Annotated in this window: 22 protein-coding genes; 9 read left to right on the top strand and 13 right to left on the bottom strand. The window is 73.6% G+C overall.

What is annotated here, in order from left to right; all coding sequences use genetic code 11:
- Window positions 1-35 precede the first annotated feature (35 nt).
- From ACNJ93_RS32450 to ACNJ93_RS32465, 4 genes are all read right to left on the bottom strand, one after another.
- Window positions 36-392, bottom strand: a complete 357-nt coding sequence (locus ACNJ93_RS32450) for a hypothetical protein (RefSeq protein WP_418961047.1) — start codon at window positions 390-392, stop codon at window positions 36-38.
- 97 nt (window positions 393-489) lie between these two features.
- Window positions 490-681, bottom strand: coding sequence for a hypothetical protein (locus ACNJ93_RS32455; RefSeq protein WP_418961048.1), 192 nt, complete (start codon window positions 679-681; stop codon window positions 490-492).
- 309 nt (window positions 682-990) lie between these two features.
- Window positions 991-1,626, bottom strand: a complete 636-nt coding sequence (locus ACNJ93_RS32460; protein WP_418961049.1) for a hypothetical protein — start codon at window positions 1,624-1,626, stop codon at window positions 991-993.
- Window positions 1,627-1,783: 157 nt separating this feature from the next.
- Window positions 1,784-2,164 (bottom strand): DUF5997 family protein, encoded by a 381-nt coding sequence (locus ACNJ93_RS32465; RefSeq protein ID WP_418961050.1) that lies wholly within the window; start codon window positions 2,162-2,164, stop codon window positions 1,784-1,786.
- Between the two features lie 57 nt (window positions 2,165-2,221).
- Here ACNJ93_RS32465 and ACNJ93_RS32470 point away from each other — a divergent pair, with 57 nt between their 5' ends.
- Window positions 2,222-3,028, top strand: coding sequence for a LysR family substrate-binding domain-containing protein (locus tag ACNJ93_RS32470; protein ID WP_418961051.1), 807 nt, complete (start codon window positions 2,222-2,224; stop codon window positions 3,026-3,028).
- A 60-nt stretch (window positions 3,029-3,088) separates the two neighbouring features.
- Here the strand turns inward: ACNJ93_RS32470 and ACNJ93_RS32475 are convergent, their stop codons facing one another.
- Window positions 3,089-3,874 carry an SGNH/GDSL hydrolase family protein gene (locus tag ACNJ93_RS32475; protein ID WP_418961052.1) on the bottom strand — a complete coding sequence of 262 codons (786 nt, stop codon included), beginning with the start codon at window positions 3,872-3,874 and terminating at the stop codon, window positions 3,089-3,091.
- A gap of 151 nt (window positions 3,875-4,025) precedes the next feature.
- Here ACNJ93_RS32475 and ACNJ93_RS32480 point away from each other — a divergent pair, with 151 nt between their 5' ends.
- Window positions 4,026-5,093, top strand: a complete 1,068-nt coding sequence (locus ACNJ93_RS32480; protein ID WP_418961053.1) for an enoyl-CoA hydratase/isomerase family protein — start codon at window positions 4,026-4,028, stop codon at window positions 5,091-5,093.
- Between the two features lie 201 nt (window positions 5,094-5,294).
- On the opposite strand, the gene ACNJ93_RS32485 is transcribed toward ACNJ93_RS32480, so the two are convergent.
- Both ACNJ93_RS32485 and ACNJ93_RS32490 read right to left on the bottom strand, forming a co-directional pair.
- Window positions 5,295-5,978 (bottom strand): class I SAM-dependent methyltransferase, encoded by a 684-nt coding sequence (locus tag ACNJ93_RS32485; RefSeq protein WP_418961054.1) that lies wholly within the window; start codon window positions 5,976-5,978, stop codon window positions 5,295-5,297.
- A 72-nt stretch (window positions 5,979-6,050) separates the two neighbouring features.
- Complete coding sequence (locus tag ACNJ93_RS32490) at window positions 6,051-6,896, bottom strand: NAD(P)H-binding protein (protein WP_418961601.1); 846 nt, start codon at window positions 6,894-6,896, stop codon at window positions 6,051-6,053.
- Between the two features lie 118 nt (window positions 6,897-7,014).
- On the opposite strand from ACNJ93_RS32490, the gene ACNJ93_RS32495 reads away from it, so the two are divergent.
- From ACNJ93_RS32495 to ACNJ93_RS32515, 5 genes are all read left to right on the top strand, one after another.
- Window positions 7,015-7,407 (top strand): winged helix-turn-helix transcriptional regulator, encoded by a 393-nt coding sequence (locus ACNJ93_RS32495; protein WP_418961055.1) that lies wholly within the window; start codon window positions 7,015-7,017, stop codon window positions 7,405-7,407.
- 181 nt (window positions 7,408-7,588) lie between these two features.
- Window positions 7,589-8,527: an AurF N-oxygenase family protein gene (locus tag ACNJ93_RS32500; protein ID WP_418961056.1), complete on the top strand. Its 939-nt coding sequence runs from the start codon at window positions 7,589-7,591 to the stop codon at window positions 8,525-8,527.
- 36 nt (window positions 8,528-8,563) lie between these two features.
- Window positions 8,564-10,237, top strand: a complete 1,674-nt coding sequence (locus tag ACNJ93_RS32505; protein ID WP_418961057.1) for an FAD-dependent oxidoreductase — start codon at window positions 8,564-8,566, stop codon at window positions 10,235-10,237.
- Window positions 10,238-10,351: 114 nt separating this feature from the next.
- On the top strand, window positions 10,352-11,443 hold the full coding sequence (locus ACNJ93_RS32510; RefSeq protein ID WP_418961058.1) for a winged helix DNA-binding domain-containing protein: 1,092 nt from the start codon (window positions 10,352-10,354) through the stop codon (window positions 11,441-11,443).
- A gap of 166 nt (window positions 11,444-11,609) precedes the next feature.
- A complete protein-coding gene (locus ACNJ93_RS32515) occupies window positions 11,610-13,256 on the top strand; it encodes a glycosyl hydrolase family 8 (protein ID WP_418961059.1) in 1,647 nt (548 codons plus the stop codon).
- Between the two features lie 96 nt (window positions 13,257-13,352).
- Here the strand turns inward: ACNJ93_RS32515 and ACNJ93_RS32520 are convergent, their stop codons facing one another.
- Window positions 13,353-13,709 carry a DoxX family protein gene (locus ACNJ93_RS32520; RefSeq protein WP_418961060.1) on the bottom strand — a complete coding sequence of 119 codons (357 nt, stop codon included), beginning with the start codon at window positions 13,707-13,709 and terminating at the stop codon, window positions 13,353-13,355.
- Between the two features lie 118 nt (window positions 13,710-13,827).
- Between ACNJ93_RS32520 and ACNJ93_RS32525 the strand changes: the two genes are divergently transcribed.
- A complete protein-coding gene (locus ACNJ93_RS32525; protein ID WP_418961061.1) occupies window positions 13,828-14,757 on the top strand; it encodes a LysR family transcriptional regulator in 930 nt (309 codons plus the stop codon).
- Window positions 14,758-14,810: 53 nt separating this feature from the next.
- Window positions 14,811-15,338: a hypothetical protein gene (locus tag ACNJ93_RS32530; RefSeq protein ID WP_418961602.1), complete on the top strand. Its 528-nt coding sequence runs from the start codon at window positions 14,811-14,813 to the stop codon at window positions 15,336-15,338.
- Here the strand turns inward: ACNJ93_RS32530 and ACNJ93_RS32535 are convergent.
- The 5 genes from ACNJ93_RS32535 to ACNJ93_RS32555 all read right to left on the bottom strand — a co-directional run bounded on the left by ACNJ93_RS32535 (window position 15,313) and on the right by ACNJ93_RS32555 (window position 21,411).
- A complete protein-coding gene (locus tag ACNJ93_RS32535) occupies window positions 15,313-16,434 on the bottom strand; it encodes a serine hydrolase domain-containing protein (RefSeq protein WP_418961603.1) in 1,122 nt (373 codons plus the stop codon). The genes ACNJ93_RS32530 and ACNJ93_RS32535 overlap by 26 nt on opposite strands.
- Before the next feature lie 297 nt (window positions 16,435-16,731).
- Window positions 16,732-18,186 (bottom strand): GH1 family beta-glucosidase, encoded by a 1,455-nt coding sequence (locus tag ACNJ93_RS32540; RefSeq protein WP_418961062.1) that lies wholly within the window; start codon window positions 18,184-18,186, stop codon window positions 16,732-16,734.
- Between the two features lie 68 nt (window positions 18,187-18,254).
- On the bottom strand, window positions 18,255-19,121 hold the full coding sequence (locus ACNJ93_RS32545) for a carbohydrate ABC transporter permease (protein ID WP_418961063.1): 867 nt from the start codon (window positions 19,119-19,121) through the stop codon (window positions 18,255-18,257).
- Entirely contained in the window at window positions 19,118-20,050 is a 933-nt protein-coding gene (locus ACNJ93_RS32550) for a carbohydrate ABC transporter permease (RefSeq protein WP_418961064.1), read from the bottom strand. Before ACNJ93_RS32550 ends, ACNJ93_RS32545 begins: the two co-directional genes overlap by 4 nt.
- The gene (locus ACNJ93_RS32555; RefSeq protein WP_418961065.1) at window positions 20,047-21,411 is read right to left on the bottom strand and encodes an ABC transporter substrate-binding protein; all 1,365 of its coding nucleotides are present in this window, start codon (window positions 21,409-21,411) and stop codon (window positions 20,047-20,049) included. The genes ACNJ93_RS32550 and ACNJ93_RS32555 overlap by 4 nt, the downstream gene beginning before the upstream one ends.
- Between the last annotated feature and the right edge of the window lie 55 nt (window positions 21,412-21,466).

Genomic DNA, 21,466 nt, shown 5'->3' on the forward strand with positions numbered 1-21,466 from the left:
CTAGGCCGCCACCCCGACGTGCAGGACGAGCCGGGTCAGCCCTCGGAGCCGGCCGCGGCGGCCGGCTCGAGGTCGAAGTCCCAGGCGTGGCGCTTGAACTCCTTGAGGAAGTCCGGGTGGTCCTCCCACATCCGGGCGATGCCGCGCAGCACGTCCCAGTTGTGCTCCAGCGCCTGGTCGATGACGTTGCGCAGCTTCGGGTCGGCCGTCGCCCGCTGCGCGGCGAGCCCCTTGACCGCCGACGCGGCGGCCACGGCGTTCCGCAGCGCGCGCAGGGCGCGTGACGTGTCGTCCATCCCGAAACCGTGGTCGCTGCCGTTCGCGGGGTCGAAGACCGGGGTGAGCCGTGCCTCGATGAAGGCGGTGATCCGCTCGAAGTGCTGGGCGTCCATCGGCTCTCCGTCTCCTGCCGTGCGCCCCGCGGCGCACGTTCGTCCTCGCGGGTCGCGCCGACCCCGCGTCGGCGCAGGTCACAGGATAACCAGCCGCTCAGGCGCGCTGATCGAGGAGTTCCTGGAAGGAGCTCATACAGGGCACACAGTGCCGGTCGGTGCTGTCGCGGTCGGCGGAGTGCTCGTCCGGGAGCGACTGGCCGCAGAGCGCGGTCGCCCGGTCCTTCGCGGCGATGTGCCAGACGAGGGTTCCGTCCGGCGGGGCGGTGCCGACGTGCATTTCGTACATGGCCGTCTCCGGGATTCGGCGGACGCTTGACTCCTCCAGTGGACCGGTACCGGGGCCGACGCACGCCCCGTGCGGGGCTGTTCGGGTGGCGTGCGTCCGGGCCGCCCCCGTGTCCGCCGGACGGGTGACCGCCGGCCGCGGGCGCGGGGGCGCCGCGTCCCGCCCGGCGGGACGGCGTCGGGCCGCTCCGCCGACATCCCGCACCTCACGCCCGCCGGCCGTGCGGGCCCGCGCACCGGAAGGCCGCGGGCCGGCGGGCACTGTGCCACAGCCCGCGGCCGGACGTCGTGTCGGCGCGGTCGCGGAGGGTCAGTACAGCGCGGTCTCGATGCGCTCGGCGAGGTCCAGGACGTGCTCGGATCCGAGGCTCCAGCCGCGCAGGACCGTCTGGCGGCGGGTGCGCACCCGGAGCACGGCGCCGTGCGGCATCGGCTCCACCGTGAGCAGCCGCTCCGGCGACTCCTTGACGGCGGCCAGCGCGTTGGCGCGGTCCAGCAGGCTCGGATCCGCGTTGAGCCGGCCCACGACCGGCGCGAGGTCGCCCTCGAAGACGGACCGGCCGGTCCTGCCGGGGCCCTGCGGGGCGCCGAGGGCGAAGGGCGCGGCGACGGGGGCGAGCAGCGGCACGGCGTAGACCAGATCGCCGAGCGCGTCGGCGTCCAGGACGGGCGCGACGGGCGCCGCAGGGTCCTCGAGACCGGTGTCGCCCGTGATCGAGACCCGTAACTCGAAGGGGCGCGGCGCGGGCGCGTCGACGTACACGTAGCCGTGCGCCGGGGCGTCCGCGCCGCCGAACCGCTCCCGGGGCGGCAGCAGACTGTCCGCGGGCACCCCGCCGCCGCCCGACGGGAGCGGCACGGCGGGCGGGGCGTGGGTCAGGCCGAGTTCCTCCCGCAGGGCGCGGGCGATGGCGTCGGAGGGCGGCTTGCGCAGAAGTCCGGCCATGAGCGTCCTCGTGACTGTGTGTCGGAACCAGGAGTCCGGACCTCACAGTATGAGGTTGTTGATTGTGCAACGGAGTTGTTTTCCGGAAGAACTTGCGAATCCCCACGGCCCGCCGCCCGCCGCCCAGCAGGAGCCGTGGGAGCGCTCCCGGCTCCGCTCAGTCGCGCTCGGCGTTCTTCGCCTTGATGCGGGCGGCCTCCTTGCGGGTCTCCGCCTGCGTGGCGCGCTCCTTCTGGAGCCACTCCGGGTTCTCCGCCTTGAGCGCCTCGATCTGCTCGGTGGTGAGGGCCTCGGTGACGCCGCCGCGGGCCAGTCCGGAGATGGACACGCCGAGCTTGGCGGCGACCACGGGGCGCGGGTGCGGGCCGGTGCGGCGCAGCTCGCGCAGCCACTCCGGCGGGTCGGTCTGGAGCGCGTCGAGCTCCGAGCGCGAGACGACGCCCTCCTGGAACTCGGCGGGGGTGGCCGGCAGGTACACGCCGAGCTTCTTCGCGGCGGTGGCCGGCTTCATCGTCTGGGGGTTGTGCTGCGCTGTCATGCGTCGAGAATATCGAGCATGTGCGCTGGTCCCGACCACGCCCGGTAGCCTGGACCGGTGACCGGCTCGGAAGAAACCCCCTCGTTCCGGCTCGCGTACGTCCCCGGTGTGACCCCCTCGAAGTGGGTCCGGATCTGGAACGAGCGCCTGCCGGAGACCCCCTTGATCCTGACCCCCGTCGCCGCCGCCGACGCGCTCGGCGTGCTGCGCGACCGCGGGGCGGACGCCGGTTTCGTGCGCATGCCGGTGGAGGGGGAGGATCTGAGCGCGATCCCCCTCTACGTCGAGACCACGGTCGTCGTGGTGCCCAAGGACCACCTCTTCGCCGCCGCCGAGGAGCTGGCCCTGGAGGACCTGGCCGACGAGATCCTGCTGCACCCGCTCGACGACACCCTCGGCTGGGAGCGCCCGCCGGGCAAGCCGGCCTTCGAGCGCCCGGCGACGACGGCGGACGCGATCGAGCTGGTCGCCGCGGGGATCGGGCTCCTGGTCGTGCCGCAGTCCCTGGCCCGGCTGCACCACCGCAAGGACCTCACGTACCGGACGGTCGCCGGCGCCCCGCAGTCGCAGATCGCGCTGTCCTGGCCGAAGGACGAGACCACCGACCGGGTCGAGGACTTCATCGGCATCGTCCGGGGCCGCACCGTCAACAGCTCGCGGGGCCGCCGCCCGGAGCAGGACGACAAGCCGAAGGCGGCGGCCGGCCGGAAGCCCGCAGCCGCGAAGTCCGGAGCCGGCAAGTCCGGCACGGGGAAGTCGGGCGGCGGGAAGTCGGGCGGCCGGTCCGCCGCCGGCCGCGGCGGTCGCGGGGCCGCCGGCGGGACGAAGGGCTCGAAGCCCGGGCGGCCGCGCCGACGCTCGTAGCGACGCGGGATCCGCGGAGCCGCCCCGACGAAGCGTGCGGCGGCGCTCCCTCGCGGACCCCTACGCCGTCCCGAGCGGCAGCAGCTCCGGGCGCTTGGCCGTACGGCCGTCGCCCGAGGAGCGGCCGCGCAGTCGGCGTACCAGCCAGGGACCGAGGAAACCGGCCGCCCAGCCCAGCTCCGCCGCGGCCGCGCGCAGACCGCCCGGGACCGTCGCGGGCGGCAGCGGCCGCGTCCAGGAGTCGTCGCTGCCCGGCAGCTCCAGGGCGTGGGCCAGCGCGGCGGCGATGCGGTCGTGGCCGAGCGGTGCGGCGTGGAGCCGGTCGTCCGCCCAGAGTCGCGGGTCCGTGGTGACCGGGTGGTGCGCCGTCTCGGCGACCACGACGCCGTGTCGCCGTGCCGCCTCGCGGATGCGGTGGTTCAGCTCGTGCACCCGGGGCGCCAGGGGTCTGGCCAGCGGGGTGATCCGGGCGATGTCCGGGAACGTCACCGTGGCGACGTCGGCGCCGGCGGACCGGAGCGCGGCGAACATCTCCTCCAGGTGACCCGCCACCTCGGCCGCGTCGAACCGCGGCCGCAGCAGATCGTTGACGCCCGCGACGACCGTGGCCAGATCGGGTCGCAGCGCCAGCGCAGGGCCCAGCTGCTCCGCGCGCACCTGACCGGCCAGGCGGCCCCGAACCGCCAGATTCGCGTACCGGACCCCGGGCGCCACGGCGTCGAGTCGCTCCGCGAGCCGGTCGGCGAACCCGCGCAGACCGGCGACGTCGTCCCCGTCCCCGACCCCCTCGGACTGACTGTCGCCCAGGGCGACATAGCGCCGGTACGCCTCGCTCGACCGGGACATCCGACCTCCGCCTTCCGCTCGCGCTCACACCTGCCGCCGACGATACAGGCGAAGGTGAATATTCGCATCGTTGACTATTCCTCTCCGCCGATCGGCTCAGCGGTTACCGTGGTCCGGTCCGAAGATCCTTCCGGGAGGAACGGCGTTGTCCATGTCCGACCAGCCCACCCAGGCCCGCGAGCCGGAGGTGCTCCGGCGCACCGAGGGGCGCGCCGGGTTCCTCACCCTCAACCGGCCCCGCGCGATCAACGCCCTCACCCACGGCATGGTGCGGAGCGTCGACGAGGCGCTGACCCGGTGGGAGCACGATCCGGCCGTCGAGACCGTCGTCATCGAGGGGGCCGGCGAGCGGGGCCTGTGCGCGGGCGGCGACATCCGTGCGATCCACGCGGACGCCCTCGTCGGCGGCACGGCCTCGCCCGGCTTCTGGCGCGACGAGTACCGGCTCAACGCCCGGATCGCCCGCTACCCCAAGCCGTACGTGGCGTTCATGGACGGCATCGTGATGGGCGGCGGGGTCGGCGTCTCGGCCCACGGGTCCGTGCGCGTCGTCACCGAACGCTCCCGGGTGGCGATGCCCGAGACCGGCATCGGGTTCGTGCCCGACATCGGCGGCACCTACCTGCTGAGCCGTGCGCCCGGCGAACTCGGCACCCACCTCGCCCTCACCGGCACGCCCGTCGGAGCCGCGGACGCCGTACTGACCGGGCTCGCCGATTTCTTCGTGCCGGCCGGGGAACTTCCGGAGCTCGCCGGCGAGTTGACCCGCACGCCCGCGCACGAGGCGGTGGCCGGGTTCGCGCGGACCGCGCCGCCCGGCGTGCTCGCCGAGCAGCGTGCGTGGATCGACGCCTGCTACGCGGCGGACACCGTGGAGGCCATCGTGGAGCGGCTGTTCGACGTCGGCACGCCCGAGGCGAAGGAGACCGCGACCACGCTCCTGGCGAAGTCGCCGACCGCGCTGAAGACCACGCTCGCCGCGCTCCGCCGGGCCCGCCGGGCGGACTCCCTGGAGACCGTCCTGAACATGGAGTACCGGCTCTCCTGTGCCGCGCTGGCCTCGGCCGACCTGGTGGAGGGCATCCGCGCGCAGGTCGTCGACAAGGACCGCACCCCGCGCTGGTCGCCGGCCACGCTCGCCGAGGTCACGGACGAGGACGTCGCCCGGTACTTCACCGCCCCGGAGGGCGGCGACCTCGGGCTCACGCCCCCCGTCTGAGCACTCGCCGGCCCTCCCGTGGGGAGGGCGGGAGGGACGGCGCGGCCCCGCCGCTGCGCAGACGCAGGGCGGGGCCGACGGCTCCTCGCATCTCGGGGGGCTGCCAGGCGCCGCGCTCAGCATGGCACCCGGCACGGTCCCGCAAAAGACTCCTGCAGGAACGAGTCACCGGCATATGCGCAGTCGATTGCGCGGCACCGCTCACACCTCGGCGACCAGCGCGTACCGCTCGTCGTCCACCGGCCCGCCCCACAGTTCGGACGCGCCGCTGAGCGGCTCGGTCCGCAGCGCGGCCACCAGGGGCCGTACCGCGGCGGACAGTTCGGCGGCCGTCACCCCGCCGTTCCAGGGCAGTGACGCCGCACCGGGCACGTACGGCGCCGCGCCCTCCCCGGCCTCGCGCCAGCGGCCCTCCACCAGGATCAGCCGGCCGCCCGGCCGGAGCCGCGCGACCCACTCCCGCAGGGCCGCCGCCGGGTCGGGCAGCGTCCACACCAAGTGCCGGCACAGGACGACGTCGTAGCGCGCCGTCCCCGTCGGCGGCTGCGCGGCGTCACCCACCAGGAAGCGCGCCGGCAGGCCCGCGGCGTGCAGTTTCGCCCGCGCTCGTTCCACCATGCGCGGGGCGAGGTCGACGCCGGTCACCCGGTGGCCCGCCCCCGCCAGGAGCAGGGACAGCGATCCGGTGCCGCAGCCCACGTCCAGGACGTCGAGCCCGGCGCCGCCCTCCTCCGCCCCCACCCACGACAGGAGCCGCGCCGCCCACGCCGTCCTGGTGGGCGCGGCCCGCAGGCCGTGGTCGGGCTCCTCGTCGAAGGCCGCCGCGGCGGCGTCCCAGTACGCGGTGATCTCAGCGGTCTCGACAGTCTCAGCGGTCTCAGTCATACGGCCGATCCTGGCAACCGCCACTGACAACAGGGCCGTTCACACTGTGCGGGCCCCTGCGCCACGGGATCCCTACCGGAACGCCTCCGCGTTCCGCGCCGCCCACTCCGCGAACGGACGCGGGGCCCGGCCGAGGACCCGCTCGACGTCCGGACTGATCCGCTGCTCCGCCGCGATGGGCGCGCCGAGGATGTCCAGCGTCGTCACGACCACCGGCTCGGGCAGGAACCGGACCATCTCGGCATACGCCTCCTCCCGGGTCTGCGGCACGAAGCGGATCGGCTCGCCGAGCGCCTCGGAGAGGGCCGCGGCCCGTTCCCGCGGGGTGCTGAGGACCGGCCCGGTCAGTTCGAGGATCTCCCCGACGTGGCCGTCCTCGCGCAGGGCCGCCGCGCCGACCTCGGCGATGTCGTCCGGGTCGATCACCGGCAGGCCGGTGTCGGCGAACGGCGCGGCGATCTCGCGCCGGGCGCGCACCGACTCGATCCAGGCGAAGGAGTTGGAGGCGAAACCGCCGGGCCGCAGGATCGTCCACTCCAGGCCCGAATCCCGCACCGCGTCCTCGAAGCGGCGCGCCGTCTTGCCGTGCGAGGCGGAATCGGGCCGGGTCGCCACGCCCTGCGAGGACAGCAGGACGATGCGGCCCACTCCGCCGGCCTTCGCGGCGTCGACCAGGTCCCGCGGACTCAGCCGCTCCGCGCTCGCCCCGCCGCTCTGCAGGAACACCGCGTCCGCCCCCTCGAACAGCGGGCGGAGCCCGTCGGCGTCGGCGAGATCCGCGCGCACGTGCCGTACGCCGTCCGGAACGTCGGCCGCCGAGACCCCGCGCGAGGTGGCGATGACCCGCTCCCCGGCGGAGGCCAGGATCCGTACCACAGAGCGTCCCACGTTGCCGGTCGCACCCGTCACCACAAACATCATGAACCCCCAGGAAAAAGAGCGGGGTCGGCTCCCCGCATCCGTCGTGCGAGGACGCTAACAGCGGCCGCATAGTAGGTACCTAGAGGAAAGTGACCCCCTGGAAGGGAAGTGCCCGATGGCGGAGACGACATGGGAGCGGCAGCCGGGATCGGATCCCGAACTCGCCTGCCCGGTCAGCCCGGTCGTGGACATCGTGTTCAGCCGGTGGACCACGCCGATCCTGTGGTCCCTGCACGCCCACGGCCGGCAGCGGTTCGTCGAACTGGAGCGGCGGATCGCCCGGATCACCCCCAAGGTGCTGACCCAGCGGCTGCGCCAGCTGGAGCGGGACGGGCTCGTGGTGCGCACGTACCACCCCGAGGTCCCGCCCCGGGTCGAGTACGAGATCAGCGAGCTGGGCCGCAGTCTCGCCCCGCTCTTCGCCCACCTCGCCGAGTGGGCCGCCGGGAACCTCGACCGCGTGGAGGCGGCGCGTGCGGCGTACGACGCGGCCGACGGGCCCCGGTGATCGGCCCCCGGAGGTTCGTTCTTACTTGGGGGTAGGCTCGCGCGCATCCCTTGTTGTACGGTCCGTCTAACAAGCGGGTGGCCGGAGCGTGGGCGTCGCTCCGGCCGCCATGCCACGCCCCGCGTACGCAGGTACGAGACAGCGATCAGGAAGTCGCACCGTCGAGCCGAGGAGCCGCAGCATGGCCAGCAGCACCGTCCGCCCCGAGACCGCGGACCGGGACCGGGAACGCAGCGAGGACCGGGACCACGAGCACGCCGTCGCCCGGCGCCTGCTCGCGTCGGCCGCCATCCTGGCCTACGACCCGGCCACCGAGGTCGACTGGGACACCCCGCTCGACAAGGACTTCCACGGCGCCAGCCCCGAGTGGTGCTCGCTCTACGGCACCGCGTACTGGAACGAGATGACCGAGGAGCAGCGCAAGGAGCTGACCCGGCAGGAGGCCGCCTCGGTCGCCAGCACCGGCATCTGGTTCGAGATGATCCTGCAGCAGATGGTGCTCCGCGACATCTACGCGAAGGACCCGACCGACGCGAAGTTCCAGTGGGCGCTCACCGAGATCGCCGAGGAGTGCCGGCACTCCATCATGTTCGCGCGGGGCGCCGCCAAGCTCGGCGCCCCGGCCTACCGGCCGCCCCGCTACGTCCTCGAACTCGGCCGCGCCTTCAAGACGCTCGCCTTCGGCGAGGCCGCGTACGCCGCGATCCTCGTCGCCGAGGAGGTGCTCGACGTCATGCAGCGGGACTGGATGCGCGACGAGCGCGTGGTGCCCTTCGTGCGCACCATCAACAACATCCACGTGGTCGAGGAGTCGCGGCACATGAAGTTCGCCCGCGACGAGACGCGCAGGCGCCTCGCCCGCGCCGGTCGCGTCCGCCGCCACATCCAGGCGTTCGTCGTCGCCGTCGCCTCGTACTTCATCGTCACCAGCATGGTGAACAAGAAGGTCTACGAGAACGCCGGACTCGACACCGAGCGCGCCCTCGCCGAGGCCCGCGCCAACCAGCACCACAAGTCGATGATGCGGTCCAGCTGCTCGGGCCTGATGGACTTCCTCGCCTCCTGCCGCCTGCTGACCCGGCCCGCGCTCGCCTTCTACAAGCGCGCCCACCTCATCTGACCCCACGTTCCCCCCAGAGCAGATCCGAGCGACGCCATGACCTTCGCCATCACCCAGACCTGCTGCAACGACGCCACCTGCGTGGCCGTCTGCCCGGTCAACTGCATCCACCCCACGCCGGAGGAACGTGCCTTCGGCAGCACGGACATGCTGCACATCGACCCCAAGGCGTGCATCGACTGCGGCGCCTGCGCCGACGCCTGCCCCGTCGACGCGATCTTCCCGGTCGACGCCCTCACCGGCCCCCGCAAGGAGTACGCGGCGATCAACGCCGCCTACTACGAGGACCCGGACGGCGCCGCGACACCGGAACCCTCCGACCACGGGCCCAACTTCCACGCCTGGGGCGAGCCGTCCTTCTCCCGCGTGCTGCCCTCCGACTTCGCCCCGCTGCGCGTCGCCGTCGTCGGCACCGGACCGGCCGGCATGTACGCCGCCCAGGACCTGCTGCTGCACACCGACGCCGAGGTCACCCTCGTCGACCGGCTGCCCGTCGCGGGCGGCCTGGTCCGCTACGGCGTCGCGCCCGACCACCCCGCCACCAAGAAGGTCGGCGAGACCTTCTCCCGCTTCCACGACCACCCGCGCGTCCGCATGTACCTCGGCCTGCACGTCGGCGACGACATCACCACCGAGGAACTCGCCGCGCACCACGACGCCGTCGTGTACGCCGTCGGCGCGTCCACCGACCGCCGCCTCGGCATACCCGGCGAGGACCTGCCCGGCAGCCTCTCCGCCACCGCCTTCGTCGCCTGGTACAACGCCCACCCCGAAGTCGCCCCGGACGCCGTCGACCTGACCGCCGAGCGCGTCGTCGTGGTCGGCAACGGCAACGTCGCCCTCGACGTCGCCCGCATCCTGCTCGCCGACCCCGACGCCCTCGCCCGCACCGACATCGCCGACCACGCGCTCGCCGCCCTGCGCGCCGGCACCGTCCGCGAGGTCGTCCTGCTCGGCCGGCGCGGCCCCGACGACGCCGCGTACACCGTGCCCGAACTGCTCGCCCTCAAGCACCTGCCCGGCGTCGACCTCGTCGTCGACGACCACGACCCGCGCACCGCCGCCGCCGTCGAGGCCGCCGGACCGAAGGACAAGGCCGCGCTCCTGCGCGACGTCCCCCGCGAGAGCGTCGACTGGACCCGCCCGCCCGCGGAGGGCCGACGGCGCATCGTGCTGCGCTTCCACAGCACCCCGGCCGAAGCCCTCGGCGACGGACGGGTCCGCACGGTGCGCACCGAGAACGCCGCCGGCGTCCAGGACATCGAGGCCGGACTGCTGCTGCGCGCCATCGGCTACCGCGGCGCACCGGTCGCCGGCCTGCCGTTCGACGAGGCGACCGGCACCATCCCGCACGAGGGCGGCCGGGTCACGGGCCGGCCCGGCACGTACGTGGTCGGATGGATCAAGCGCGGCCCCTCCGGCGGCATCGGCGCCAACCGCACCTGCGCCGCCGAGACCGTCGGCACGCTCCTCTCCGACGCCGTCGCCGGTGCCCTGCCCGCGCCCTCGCCGGCCCGGAACGCCAAGGCGTTCCAGCGCCTCGTCCGCCGGCGCGCCGCCCACCTCGTCGACGCCCGCGGTCTCGGCGCCATCGAACGCGCCGAGACAGCCCGGGGCGCCGCCGACGGCCGACCCCGGGTCAAACTCGCCACCGTCGGCGACCTGGTGGCCGCCTCCAAGCGGCGCGGCCGCTGGAGCCTCGCCCGCTGAGCCGCCCCGCGCGACACCCCGCACACCGCCATCGGCGTACGGGGTGTCGCGCCGCGTACGGCAGGATGGCCCGACGGCCCGCGGCGGCCGCACCGGGACGGAAGGACGACGGGCGTGGGGGAGCAGGCAGTCCGGACCATGCGGGCCCGGGCCCAGGCCATCGGCGGCGGCGTACGGGAGGCCGACCCCGCGTCGGTCGTCCGGCGCGTGTTCGCGATCCAGGCGCAGGACGCCGTCGCGGCCCGGCTCGGCATCCGGGCCCGCGGCCGCGCCATCGACCCGGAGGCCGTCCGCGCCGCGTACGAGGACGACCGCAGCATCGTCCGCGGCTGGTTCATGCGCGGCACCTTGCACACCGTCCCCGCCGCCGACGCGCGTTGGCTGCTCCGGCTGCTCGCCCCGCGGCTGCTGAGCGCCGGCGCGCGGCGCTACCGCGAACTCGGCCTCGACGACGCGCTGCGTGCACGCGCCGACGCGAGCCTGCGGCGCGCCGTGACCGACCACGGACCCCTCACCCGCCTCGAGCTGACGGAGCGTCTGGTGCCGCTCGGCGTCGACCCGGAGGGTCAGGCGGCGTTCCACCTGATCCGGCACGCCGCCCTCGGCGGCATCCTGGTGCACGGGCCCGAGCGGGCCGGCGAGGCGACGTTCGTCCTGCTCGACGACTGGCTTCCGGACCGAGGGACGGGCGCGGAGCCGGAGGCCGCGGCCGACGAACTCGCCCGCCGCTACCTGCGCGCGTACGGCCCCGCCGACGTCACGGACTTCGCCGGCTGGTCGGGCCTGCCGCTCGGCCGGGCCCGCACGGCGTGGCGCGCGCTCGCCGACGCGGGGACGACCACCGCGTACGAAGGACTCACCGTGCTCGCGCCCCGCCGCAGCACGGACGGCGAGACATGCGACGGCGACGGGAACGACTCGGGCCCGGACGTGCGGCTGCTGCCCGCCTACGACAACTACCTCACCGGCTACCGCAGCCGCGACCTGTCCGTGCCGGCCGCCCACCGACGGGCCGTATGGCCCGGCGGCGGACTGCTGCGCCCGACCGTCACCGTCGACGGCCTCGCCGTCGGCACCTGGAGCCGGCAGGTCACGGCCCCGTCCGCCGACGTGCGCGTCGACCTCTTCGCCCCGCTTCCCGCCGCCGCGCGGGCCGCGCTGGCCGCGGAGACCGAGGCCGTGAGCCGTTTCCTGAGCGCGCGGTAGCGAGAGCCCGGCCCCCTCCACCGCACCCCCTCGACAACCGCTCCCGTCCGGGCCCTTGCGCACCGCGCACGTCCGTCTCTACTCTCCCCGGCAATGGTTAGGAAGGTTTCCTGACCATCGTGCTCCCCGCCCCTCACTCTTCCGAACCCCCATGCAAGGAGTTGTGATGCGACGTCACGGGATAGGACTCCTGGCCCTCGCGGGCCTGCTCGCGCTCCCGCTCACCGCCCTGCCCCACCAAGCGGACGCGGCGGACAGCCTGGTCTCCACCGGCCGGCCCGCCACCGCCTCCTCCGTCGAGGGCAGCGGCTTCGGCGCCGCCCTCGCCGTCGACGCGAACACCTCCACGCGATGGGCCAGCGCGGAGGGCGTCGACCCGCAATGGGTCCGCATCGACCTCGGCTCGAACCACACGATCTCCCGCGTGAAGCTCAACTGGGAGGCCGCGTACGGCAAGGCGTACCGGATCCAGACCTCCACCGACGGCACCGCCTGGACCGACGTCTACACGACCACCAGCGGCGACGGCGCGATCGACGACCTCACCGTCTCCGGCACCGGCCGCTACGTCCGCATGTACGGCACCACCCGCGGCACCCCGTACGGCTACTCCCTCTGGGAGTTCGAGGTCTACGGCAGCCCCGCCGGCACCGGCGGGGGCGGCCCGGCCGTCCCGTTCGGCAGCCACAGCCAGCCCTACGCCGCCGGCATGCTCCGGCCCTCCGGCTCCCAGGCCGGCCTCGACCAGAAGGTCGTCGCGTACTACAACAACTGGAAGTCCGCCTTCGTCCGCCAGAACTGCGGCAACGGCTGGTACCAGGTGATCTCCCCGGACGCCGACCACCCCTACGTCGCCGAGGCGCAGGGCTACGGCATGGTCATCACCGCCACCATGGCCGGCGCCGACCCCGAGGCCAAGAAGATCTTCGACGGCCTGGTGAAGTGGAAGCTCGACCACCCGTCCTCGATCAACCCGGACCTGCTCGCCGCCGAACAGGACGCCTCCTGCCGCAGCGTCAACGGCGGCGACGGCGCCACCGACGGCGACATGGACGTCGCGTACGGGCTGCTGCTCGCCGACCGCCAGTGGGGCAGCAGCGGCACGTACAACTACAAGGACCTGGCGATCAAGCACATCAACGCCATCAAGAAGGACGAACTCAACCCGACCACGCGGCTGCTGAAGCTCGGCGACTGGAGCAGCGCCGGCGACCAGTACTACTACATCAGCCGCACCTCCGACTGGATGGTCGACCACTTCCGCGCCTTCCGGAAGGCCACCGGCGACACCACCTGGGACGCCGTCCGCAGCGCCCACCAGAGCCAGATCGCCCGCCTCCAGTCCACGTACGCGCCGAGCACCGGCCTGCTGCCGGACTTCGTCGTCGACACCGACACCGCGCCCCGGCCCGCCCCCGGCCAGGTCCTGGAGAGCGCCAACGACGGGAAATACTGGTGGAACGCCTGCCGTACCCCCTGGCGCATCGGTGACGACGCCGTGACCAGCGGCGACACCAAGTCCCTCGCGGCGGCGCGCAAGCTCAACTCCTGGATCAAGGCCAAGACCGGCGGCGACCCGAACAGGATCGGCATCGGCTACGCGCTCAACGGCACGCAACTGTCCTCCGGCAGCGACGCCGCGTACGTCGCCCCCTTCGCCGTCGCGGCGATGACGGACGCGGGCAGCCAAGCCTGGCTGGACGCGCTGTGGAACAAGATGCTGGCCACCCCGATCCAGACCGACAGCTACTTCGGGGCGAGCATCCAGCTCCAGTCGATGATCACGGTCACCGGCAACCACTGGGTCCCGTAGGCCCACCGGCCCATGACATCGGCCCCGTCCCGTCCTCCCCCGGGGGACGGGACGGGGCCGTACCGGCTCCGGACACCGACGGGACCTCACACCACCTCACACCACCCCGTGCACCGCCACGCCGAGCACGAACGCCGCCGCCGACAGCGCCAGGCCGCCGACCGCCCCGCCCACCCTGGGGTCCCCGACGCGCAGATGCGCGCCGATCGCCGCCAGGAAGTACAGGATCAGCCCCACCCCCGCCGCCGTCCCCAGCACTGGGACGGCGAATCCGGCCAGGAGGCCCAGAGCGCCCGCCCCCAGGCACACGCCGAGAGGCGCCATCCACGAACGGGGCACGTCGATCCGGTCGGCCAGCACGCCGATCGACTCGTGCCCGACCAGATCCAGGTACGCGCCGCACGCGAGAGCGGCGGCGGTCAGAACGGTGACGACGGCGTACAGGGCGAACACGGGAACCTCCACGAACGGACGGCGGAACGAGGGCGGCAGCCTCCTGCCCGAACCCTCTCCACCACCCTCGCCGCGTCCCCCGCTGGAGGTCCAATGCCCCTCTCCATAACCTGACGGCATGGATGTCGACACCCGGCTGCTCCGCTACTTCGCCGCCGTCGCCCAGGAGGGCAACCTCACCCGCGCCGCGCAGCGCCTGTACATCACCCAGCCGGCGCTGACCAAACAGATCCGGCAGCTCGAAACGCTCCTCGACGTCCGCCTGTTCACCCGCTCCCGGTCCGGCATGACCCTCACCGAACCCGGCCGCGCCCTCGCCGCCGGCGTGCCCGCCCTGCTCGACGACTGGGAACGCCTCCGGCGCGAGACCCGGAACGCGGCCTCCCGCGCCGCCCGCGTCCTGCGGATCGGCTTCCTCGCCAGCGCGGCCAACGAACTCACCCCCCGCATCACCGCGGCCTTCCGCGAGCGCCGGCCCGACTGGCGCGTCGAGATGCGCCAGGCCCCCTGGTCCGACCCGACCGCCGGGCTCGCGGCCGGCGACGTCGACGCCGCCCTGCTCCGGCTGCCCTTCCCCGGGCAGGACCGGATGCGCACCGACGTCCTGCTCACCGAGCCCCGCTGGGTCGTGCTGCCCAGCGGCCACCCGCTGGCCGAGCGGACCGAGATCGTCTTCCGCGAACTGTGGGACGAACCGTTCGTCGCCGCGCCCGGCGAGACCGGCGCCTGGCAGGACTACTGGCTCGCCGTCGACGCCCGCGAGGGACACCCCGTCCGCATCGGCGCCGTCACCGAACACCCCGACGACTGGCTGACCGCCATCGCCAACGGCGACGGCATCGCCCTCGCCCCCGCCTCGGCGGCCCGCTACTACCCGCGCCCCGGCCTCGTCCACCGCCCCGTCACCGGCGTCGCCCCCACCAGCGTCGGCGTCGCCTGGCCGCCGGCCGCCGACGCCGACCCCGTCGTGCGGGACTTCGTCGCCTGCTGCCGGGAGCAGAGGGCGCCGGAGTCGGCGAAGGGCGGCTCAGGCACGATGGGCGGGTGACGTCCTCGAACAGCCCCGCCCTGACCCCGTACCAGACGGCCCTGCGCGACCGGATGCTGGACACCCCGGTCCTGCCGGCGCCCCCGCCCTGGCGCCGGGTCGTCGACGCGCCCGTCGGCGGAATGCTCGGCATCGGCTTCGCCACGCATCCCGACACCGGCCACGACCTCGTGATGGCCGTCTCGACCGGCGGCCACGGGCTGTTCGACGCCGTCACCGGCGACAGGCTCGCCCGCGACCGCGACGAGGACACCACGCCGGACGAGTCCCCCGACCTGACCTGCCCCGGGCTCGGGCCGGCCGCCGGCACCAGAGTGCACATCGCGGGCCTCTACGGCGGCGGTCTGCACACCACCGCCGCAGGCTGGTACGTCCAGGTCGTGAGCCCCGACTGGCCGCACCACCGCGTCCTGCTCGCCGCCGCCGGCGGGCGGCCCCACAAGGACCCCTACGGCGAGACGTGGTGGCACGTCCTCCACGCCCGCCACTCGGAGTTCCGCGCCGCCGGCTTCTCCCCGTCCGGCCGCACCCTCGCCGTCGCGACGAGCAGCGACCTCAGCGTGTGGACCCGGCAGGACTGAGTCCCTCCCGCACCTCGGCGTCCCCGCACAGCGCCGTGCCGTACAGCGCCGACAGGGCCTCGTCGATCGGGTGCGGCGGCTCGTCCCCGGAGCCGGGCGGGGCCCACCGCATCAGGTTCACGGCGATCGACATCTGCCGCTCGCCGTCGTCCCGGGTCAGCGTCATCGTCCCCGCGCCCCACACCGTGCCGTCGTGCCCCCAGAACGTGCCGCAGCCCGGCAGCTCCACCCGGTGCAGCCCGAGACCGTACTCGATCATCGAGCCGTCCAGGTGACGGACCGGGATCGCCTGCCGCATCTGCGCCAGCGACGCACGGCCCACGATCCGGCCGTCCAGCAGCCGCGCGTAGAAGCGGTTGAGATCCTCCATGGTCGACACCAGCGCCGCGCCCGTGCCCACCCACGACATGTCGTAGACGCTGTAGTCGCGCGGCGGGTCGAGCACGCCCCACAGCGCCTCGTACATCCGCGGGTGCGGCCCCTCGATCCGCGTCCCCGTCGGGAACCAGGTGTGCCGCAGCCCGGCAGGCTCGATGACGTTCCGGGCGATGTGCCGCTCGGCGGTGAGCCCGGACACCCGCTCCAGGAGCTGCCCCAGCAGCAGGTAGTTGGTGTTCGAGTACACCCCCACCGGGCCGCCGGGCTCCCCGGCCGGCGGGGCGGCGAGCCCCAGGGCGATCAGCTCGGCCGGCCGGAACGTCCGGAAGCGGTTCTCGTCCAGGCTCTTCGCCGAGACCTCCGACAGGTTCGGGAAGCCCTGCAGGGACGGGAAGGCGTACGGGATGAAGTCCGGGAGCCCGCTGGTGTGATTGAGCAGCATCCGCACCGTGATCCTCCGCCCCCGCTCGCCCGGGACGAGGTCCGGCAGATACTCGCCGATCGGCGCGTCGAGCCGGACCCGGCCCCGCTCCACCTCCCGCATCACCGCGACGGCGGTGAACGTCTTGGTGACGCTCCCGACGCGCTGCCGCATCTCCGGGCGGACGGGCCGGCCGGTGCCCAGGTCGGCGACGCCGGAGGCGCCACGCCACACCTGCCCGCGGTCGCGCACCTCCCCGAACACGCCGGGCATGCCCGCGCGGTGCACCGCGTCCATGGCGGACCGGAGGTCCTCCGCGTCGATGCCGGCGGCCGAAGCCGCGCCGGAGGCGCGGACGGTCCCCGCGCCTCCGGGCGGCGCGGGCACCGCCGCCACCGTGCCCGCGCACACGCTCAGCGCGACCACACTTCCGCACAACGCCAGTCGGATCTTCAAGACGGCCGTCCTTCCAAGACGGAACGGGTGGGACGACAGCCATGCTCCGCGCGCCGACGCCCCGGATCAGCCGCCGCCCGTCGCGCATCCCGCCCCGATCCCGCACCGACCGGCGGGCACCCGGCGCCTCCGGCGAGGTCAGCCCTCGTCGTGCGCGGGCAGCTCACCCGTCCGCGCCACCCGGGCGTACCACCGCGCGCTCGCCTTCGGCGTCCGCTCCAGCGTCTCGTAGTCCACCCGGACCGCCCCGAACCGCTTCGCGTACCCGTACGCCCACTCGAAGTTGTCCAGCAGCGACCACAGGAAGTAGCCCCGCACGTCCGCGCCGTCCGTGATCGCCCGGTGCACCGCCTCCAGATGGGCGCGCACGTACGCGATCCGCTCCGGGTCGTCGACCGAGCCGTCCGGGCCGACCACGTCCTCGTACGCCGCCCCGTTCTCGCTCACCACCAGCGGCAGTCCGGGGTGACGGGCGGACAGCCCGGTCAGCAGCGCGTACAGGCCGCTCGGATCGACCGCCCAGCCCATCGCCGTGCGCTCCCCGGGCGCCCGGTGGAACGCCACCGCGTCCGCGCCGGGCCAGGGGGAGTGCTCGCTGTCCCCGTGCCCGTCGTCCTGCGGCTTCTCCTCGCCCTCGCCGACCGCCGAGACGACCGTCGGCGTGTAGTAGTTGACGCCCAGCCAGTCGAGCGGCTGCCCGATCGCCGCCACGTCGCCGTCCCGCACGAACGACCAGTCCGTGAGGTGGGCCGTGTCCGCCAGCAGGTCCTCCGGGTACCCGCCGTCCAGCATCGGGCCGAGCCAGACGCGGTTGCCGACCGCGTCGATCCGCCGCGCCGCCTCGCGGTCCGCGGCCGAGGAGGTCAGCGGGCGCACCTCGTGCAGGTTCAGCGAGACCGCGAGCCGGCCGCCCGACGGAAGCCCCGCCCGCAGCGCCTGCACGGCCAGCCCGTGCCCCAGGTTCAGGTGGTGGGCGGCGCGCAGCGCGTCCACCGGGTCGGTCCGGCCCGGCGCGTGGACGCCGGAGCCGTACCCCAGGAAGGCGCTGCACCAGGGCTCGTTGAGCGTCGTCCAGCGCTCGACCCGGTCCCCGAGCGCGTCCGCGAGCAGCGCCGCGTACTCCGCGAAGCGCTCCGCGGTCGACCGCTCCGGCCAGCCGCCCGCGTCCTCCAGCTCCTGCGGCAGGTCCCAGTGGTACAGCGTCAGCGCGGGCTCGATGCCGGCGGCGAGCAGTTCGTCGACGAGCCGCCGGTAGAAGTCGAGGCCCTGTTGGACGGCCGGCCCCCGGCCGGTCGGCTGGACCCGCGACCAGGACACGGAGAAGCGGTACGCGTTGAGGCCGAGGCCGGCCATGAGCCGGACGTCGTCCCGGTAGCGGTGGTAGTGGTCCACGGCCACGTCGCCGGTGTGGCCCTCGAAGACCTTGCCGGGCGTGTGGGCGAACGTGTCCCAGATCGACGGCGTACGCCCGTCGGCACGGGCCGCCCCCTCGATCTGGTACGCGGCGGTCGCGGCCCCCCACAGGAAGCCGGGCGGAAAGGACAGCGGGGACGGTGCGGTGGCCGTGAGCGGCCGGGTCTCGGACGCGGTCATGGAGGAGCGCTCCCAACGAGGCGATGAGAAAGGGAAGACGGGGGAGGGGGTTCGTATCGGAAGGGGTGTCAGCTCTTCACAGCGCCGGCCGTGATGCCGCCGACGATGTGCTTGCCGAGCACGGCGAACACCAGCAGCAGCGGCAGCGTGGATATCAGCGCGCCCGTGAGCACGATGGCCTGGTCGACACTGTGGTTCCCCGAGCCGAGGCCGGCCAGCGCGACCTGCAGCGTCGGATTCCCGTCCGGGGTCAGCGCGATGAAGGGCCAGAAGAAGTCGTTCCACGCCTGCACGAACACCAGCATCCCCAGCACGGCCATGGCCGGCCGCGCCACCGGGAACACCACGTGCCAGACGACGCGCAGGCTGTGCGCCCCGTCCATCCGGGCGGCCTCCACCAGCTCCACGGGCAGCGCCTCGACGAGGAACTGCCGCATGAAGAACACCCCGAAGGCGGCGACCAGCGACGGCAGCACCACCGCCTGCAGCTGGTCCACCCAGCCCAGGTCCGTGATGATCTGGTACAGCGGGATGACGCTGAGCTGCGGCGGAACGGTCATCGTCGCCACCACCAGCGCGAGCAGCGCGTTCCGCCCGCGGAACGGCAGCTTGGCGAAGGCGAAACCGGCCAGCGTGGAGAACAGGACCGTGGACAGGGCGACGAGGCCCGCCACCACGGTCGTGTTCACCAGTGCCTCGCCCATGTCGACCTGATTCCACGCGAACGACAGGTTGTCCAGCAGCCGCGGCCCCGGAAGCAGCGGGGCCGGGGCCTCCACCACGCGCTCGCCGGTGTGCGAGGCGGCGACGAGGTTCCAGTACAACGGGAACAGCGAGACCAGCGCGGCCAGACCGAGGAGCACGTACGCGAGCGGCCCCGCGTGGTGCTGGCGGCCGGCGCCCCGCCTGCCGTCCCGGGTGAAGGTGTGCGTCATGCTCGGCCCCCCGGCTTCTTGCGGTGCGTACGGGTGACGAGGATCCGGACCGCGCCGATCAGCAGCAGGAGCAGCAGCATGACCCATGCGACGGCCGACGCCTGCCCCAGCGCGCCGGTGATCCAGCCCTTCTCGTACATCAGCAGGCTCAGCGTCTGGTACTGGTTGCCGCTCCCGCCGCTGATGCCCACGCTCCCGCCGTACAGCATCGGTTCACCGAAGAGCTGCGTCGCGCCGATCGTGGAGACGACGATCGTGAACAGGATCGTCGGCCGGATGGACGGGATCGTCACGCTCACGAACTGCCGCCAGCGCGACGCCCCGTCCAGGGCCGCCGCCTCGTACAGGTCGCGCGGCACGGCCTGCATCGCGGCCAGGTAGATCAGGGCGTTGTAGCCCGTCCAGCGCCAGGTGACGATCGTCGAGATGGCGAGCTGCGCGGGCCACTTCGACGCCTCCCAGTCCACCCGCCCCACACCGGCCCACTCCAGGAAGGTGTTGATCATCCCGTAGTCGGGGTTGAAGAGCTGGGCGAAGACGAGCGTCGCCGCGGCGATGGACGTGGCGTACGGGGCGAGCACGGCCACGCGGAAGAACCCCCGCCCGCGCAGCCGGTAGTTGAGCAGATGGGCCAGGCCCAGCGCCATGAGGAGCTGGGGCACCGTCGACAGGACCCCGAGGGTGAACGTGTTGCCGAGCGCGTTCCAGAAGAAGGTGCTCCCCGCGAGGTCGGTGTAGTTCTCCAGGCCCTTCCACTGCGCCTCGCCGCCGAGCTCCACCCGGTGCAGGGAGAGCCAGCCCGTGTAGATCAGCGGGAAGAGCCCGAAGGCGGCGAAGGTGAGGAAGAACGGGGCCACGAAGGCGTACGGGGTCGCCTTCAGGTCCCAGCGGTAGATCCGGCTGCGCCAGACGGTCGTGCCGGCGCTCACTGGTCGATCTTGTCGTCGACGAGCTTCTTGACGTTCTCCCACGCCTTGGCCGGGTCGGTGCCCCGCTGCTCGATGTCGAGGATGCCGTTGTCGGTGAGGAAGGTCTTCACCTGGCCGTCCCAGCGGCTGATCGGCGCCGGGCGGATGCCGGCCGCGGCGGCCGAGTAGATCTGCCCGACGGGCGTGTCGCCGAAGTAGGGCAGCTTCGCCCCCTGCACGGCCGGGGACGAGAGCGTGTCCTTCGTCGAGGGGATGTTGCCGTTCACGCCGAAGACCTTGGCGTGCTGCTCGGGTGCGGTCAGCCAGGCGGCCAGCTTCGCGGCTTCCTCGACGTGCTTGCCGGACTTCGGGACGGCGAGGAACGAACCGCCCCAGTTGCCGGCCACGGGCGGCGCGGCGATGTCCCACTTGCCCTGGTTGTCGGGTCCGGCCTGGTCCTTGATGATGCCGGTCATCCAGCTCGGGCAGGCGACGGTGGCGAAGCGCGCGTTCTTGAACGCGGCGTTCCAGGTGCCCTTCTCGTCGAACTGGCGCAGCTTCGCCGTGAGTCCGCCCCGCGCGGCGTCGACGGCGGTGTTCCACGCCTGCTTCACGCCGGGGCTGTTCTCCCAGTCGAGCTGCCCGCTCGCGTCGGCGTACTGGACGGGGCTGCTGGAGAGCACCGCGTTGAACAGGCCGCTGGCGGAGTCGTGGAAGGCGGTGCCGGCCGGGGCCTTCTTCGCGTACGTACGGCCCGTCTCCACGAACTTGGCCCAGTCGCCGGCCCAGAGCTTGGCCACCTCGGTGCGGTCGGTGGGCAGCCCGGCCTTGCCGAAGAGCTCCTTGTTGTAGCAGATCGCCATGGGGCCGATGTCGGTGCCGAGCCCGATGACCTTGCCGTCCGCGGTGGTGGCCTGCTTGACCTTCCAGTCCAGGAAGGCGTCGAGGTCCGCGCCGCCGGTCTTGCCGAGGTCGGCCCACTTGGCGGCCATGGCGGGGCCGGTGGCCTCGGCGATGTAGCCCACCTCCAGGGCCTGGATGTCGGCCAGGCCGCTGTTGCGGGAGAGCCGCAGCTTGAGGGTGTCCCAGTACTTCTGGCCGTCGGCCACGTTCGACTCGACGATCTTGATGTTCGGGTGCAGCTTCTCGTACTCGGCGTAGAGCTTCGCGCCGGTCTTGTCGTCGTACCCGAACGAACCGAAGGTGCCGATCCGCAGGGTGATCTTCCCGTCCGCGCCCGCCGTGCCGTCGTCGCCGCCGCAGCCGGTGAGCAGGACCGCTCCGGCCGTGAGGGCGGCGAGGGCGGCGATGGCCCGGGTGCCGGTGGTCCTTGTCGCCGCTGCGGTGCGGAAGGGTCTGCGGGCGGTGCTGTATGTGCGCATGCCAGTCTCCTCGTCCAGGGGATCGCGCGGGTGATGCCGGGCGCGCCGACAGGTG

The organism is Streptomyces tritici (genome assembly GCF_048500665.1).
GTDB lineage: Bacteria > Actinomycetota > Actinomycetes > Streptomycetales > Streptomycetaceae > Streptomyces > Streptomyces tritici.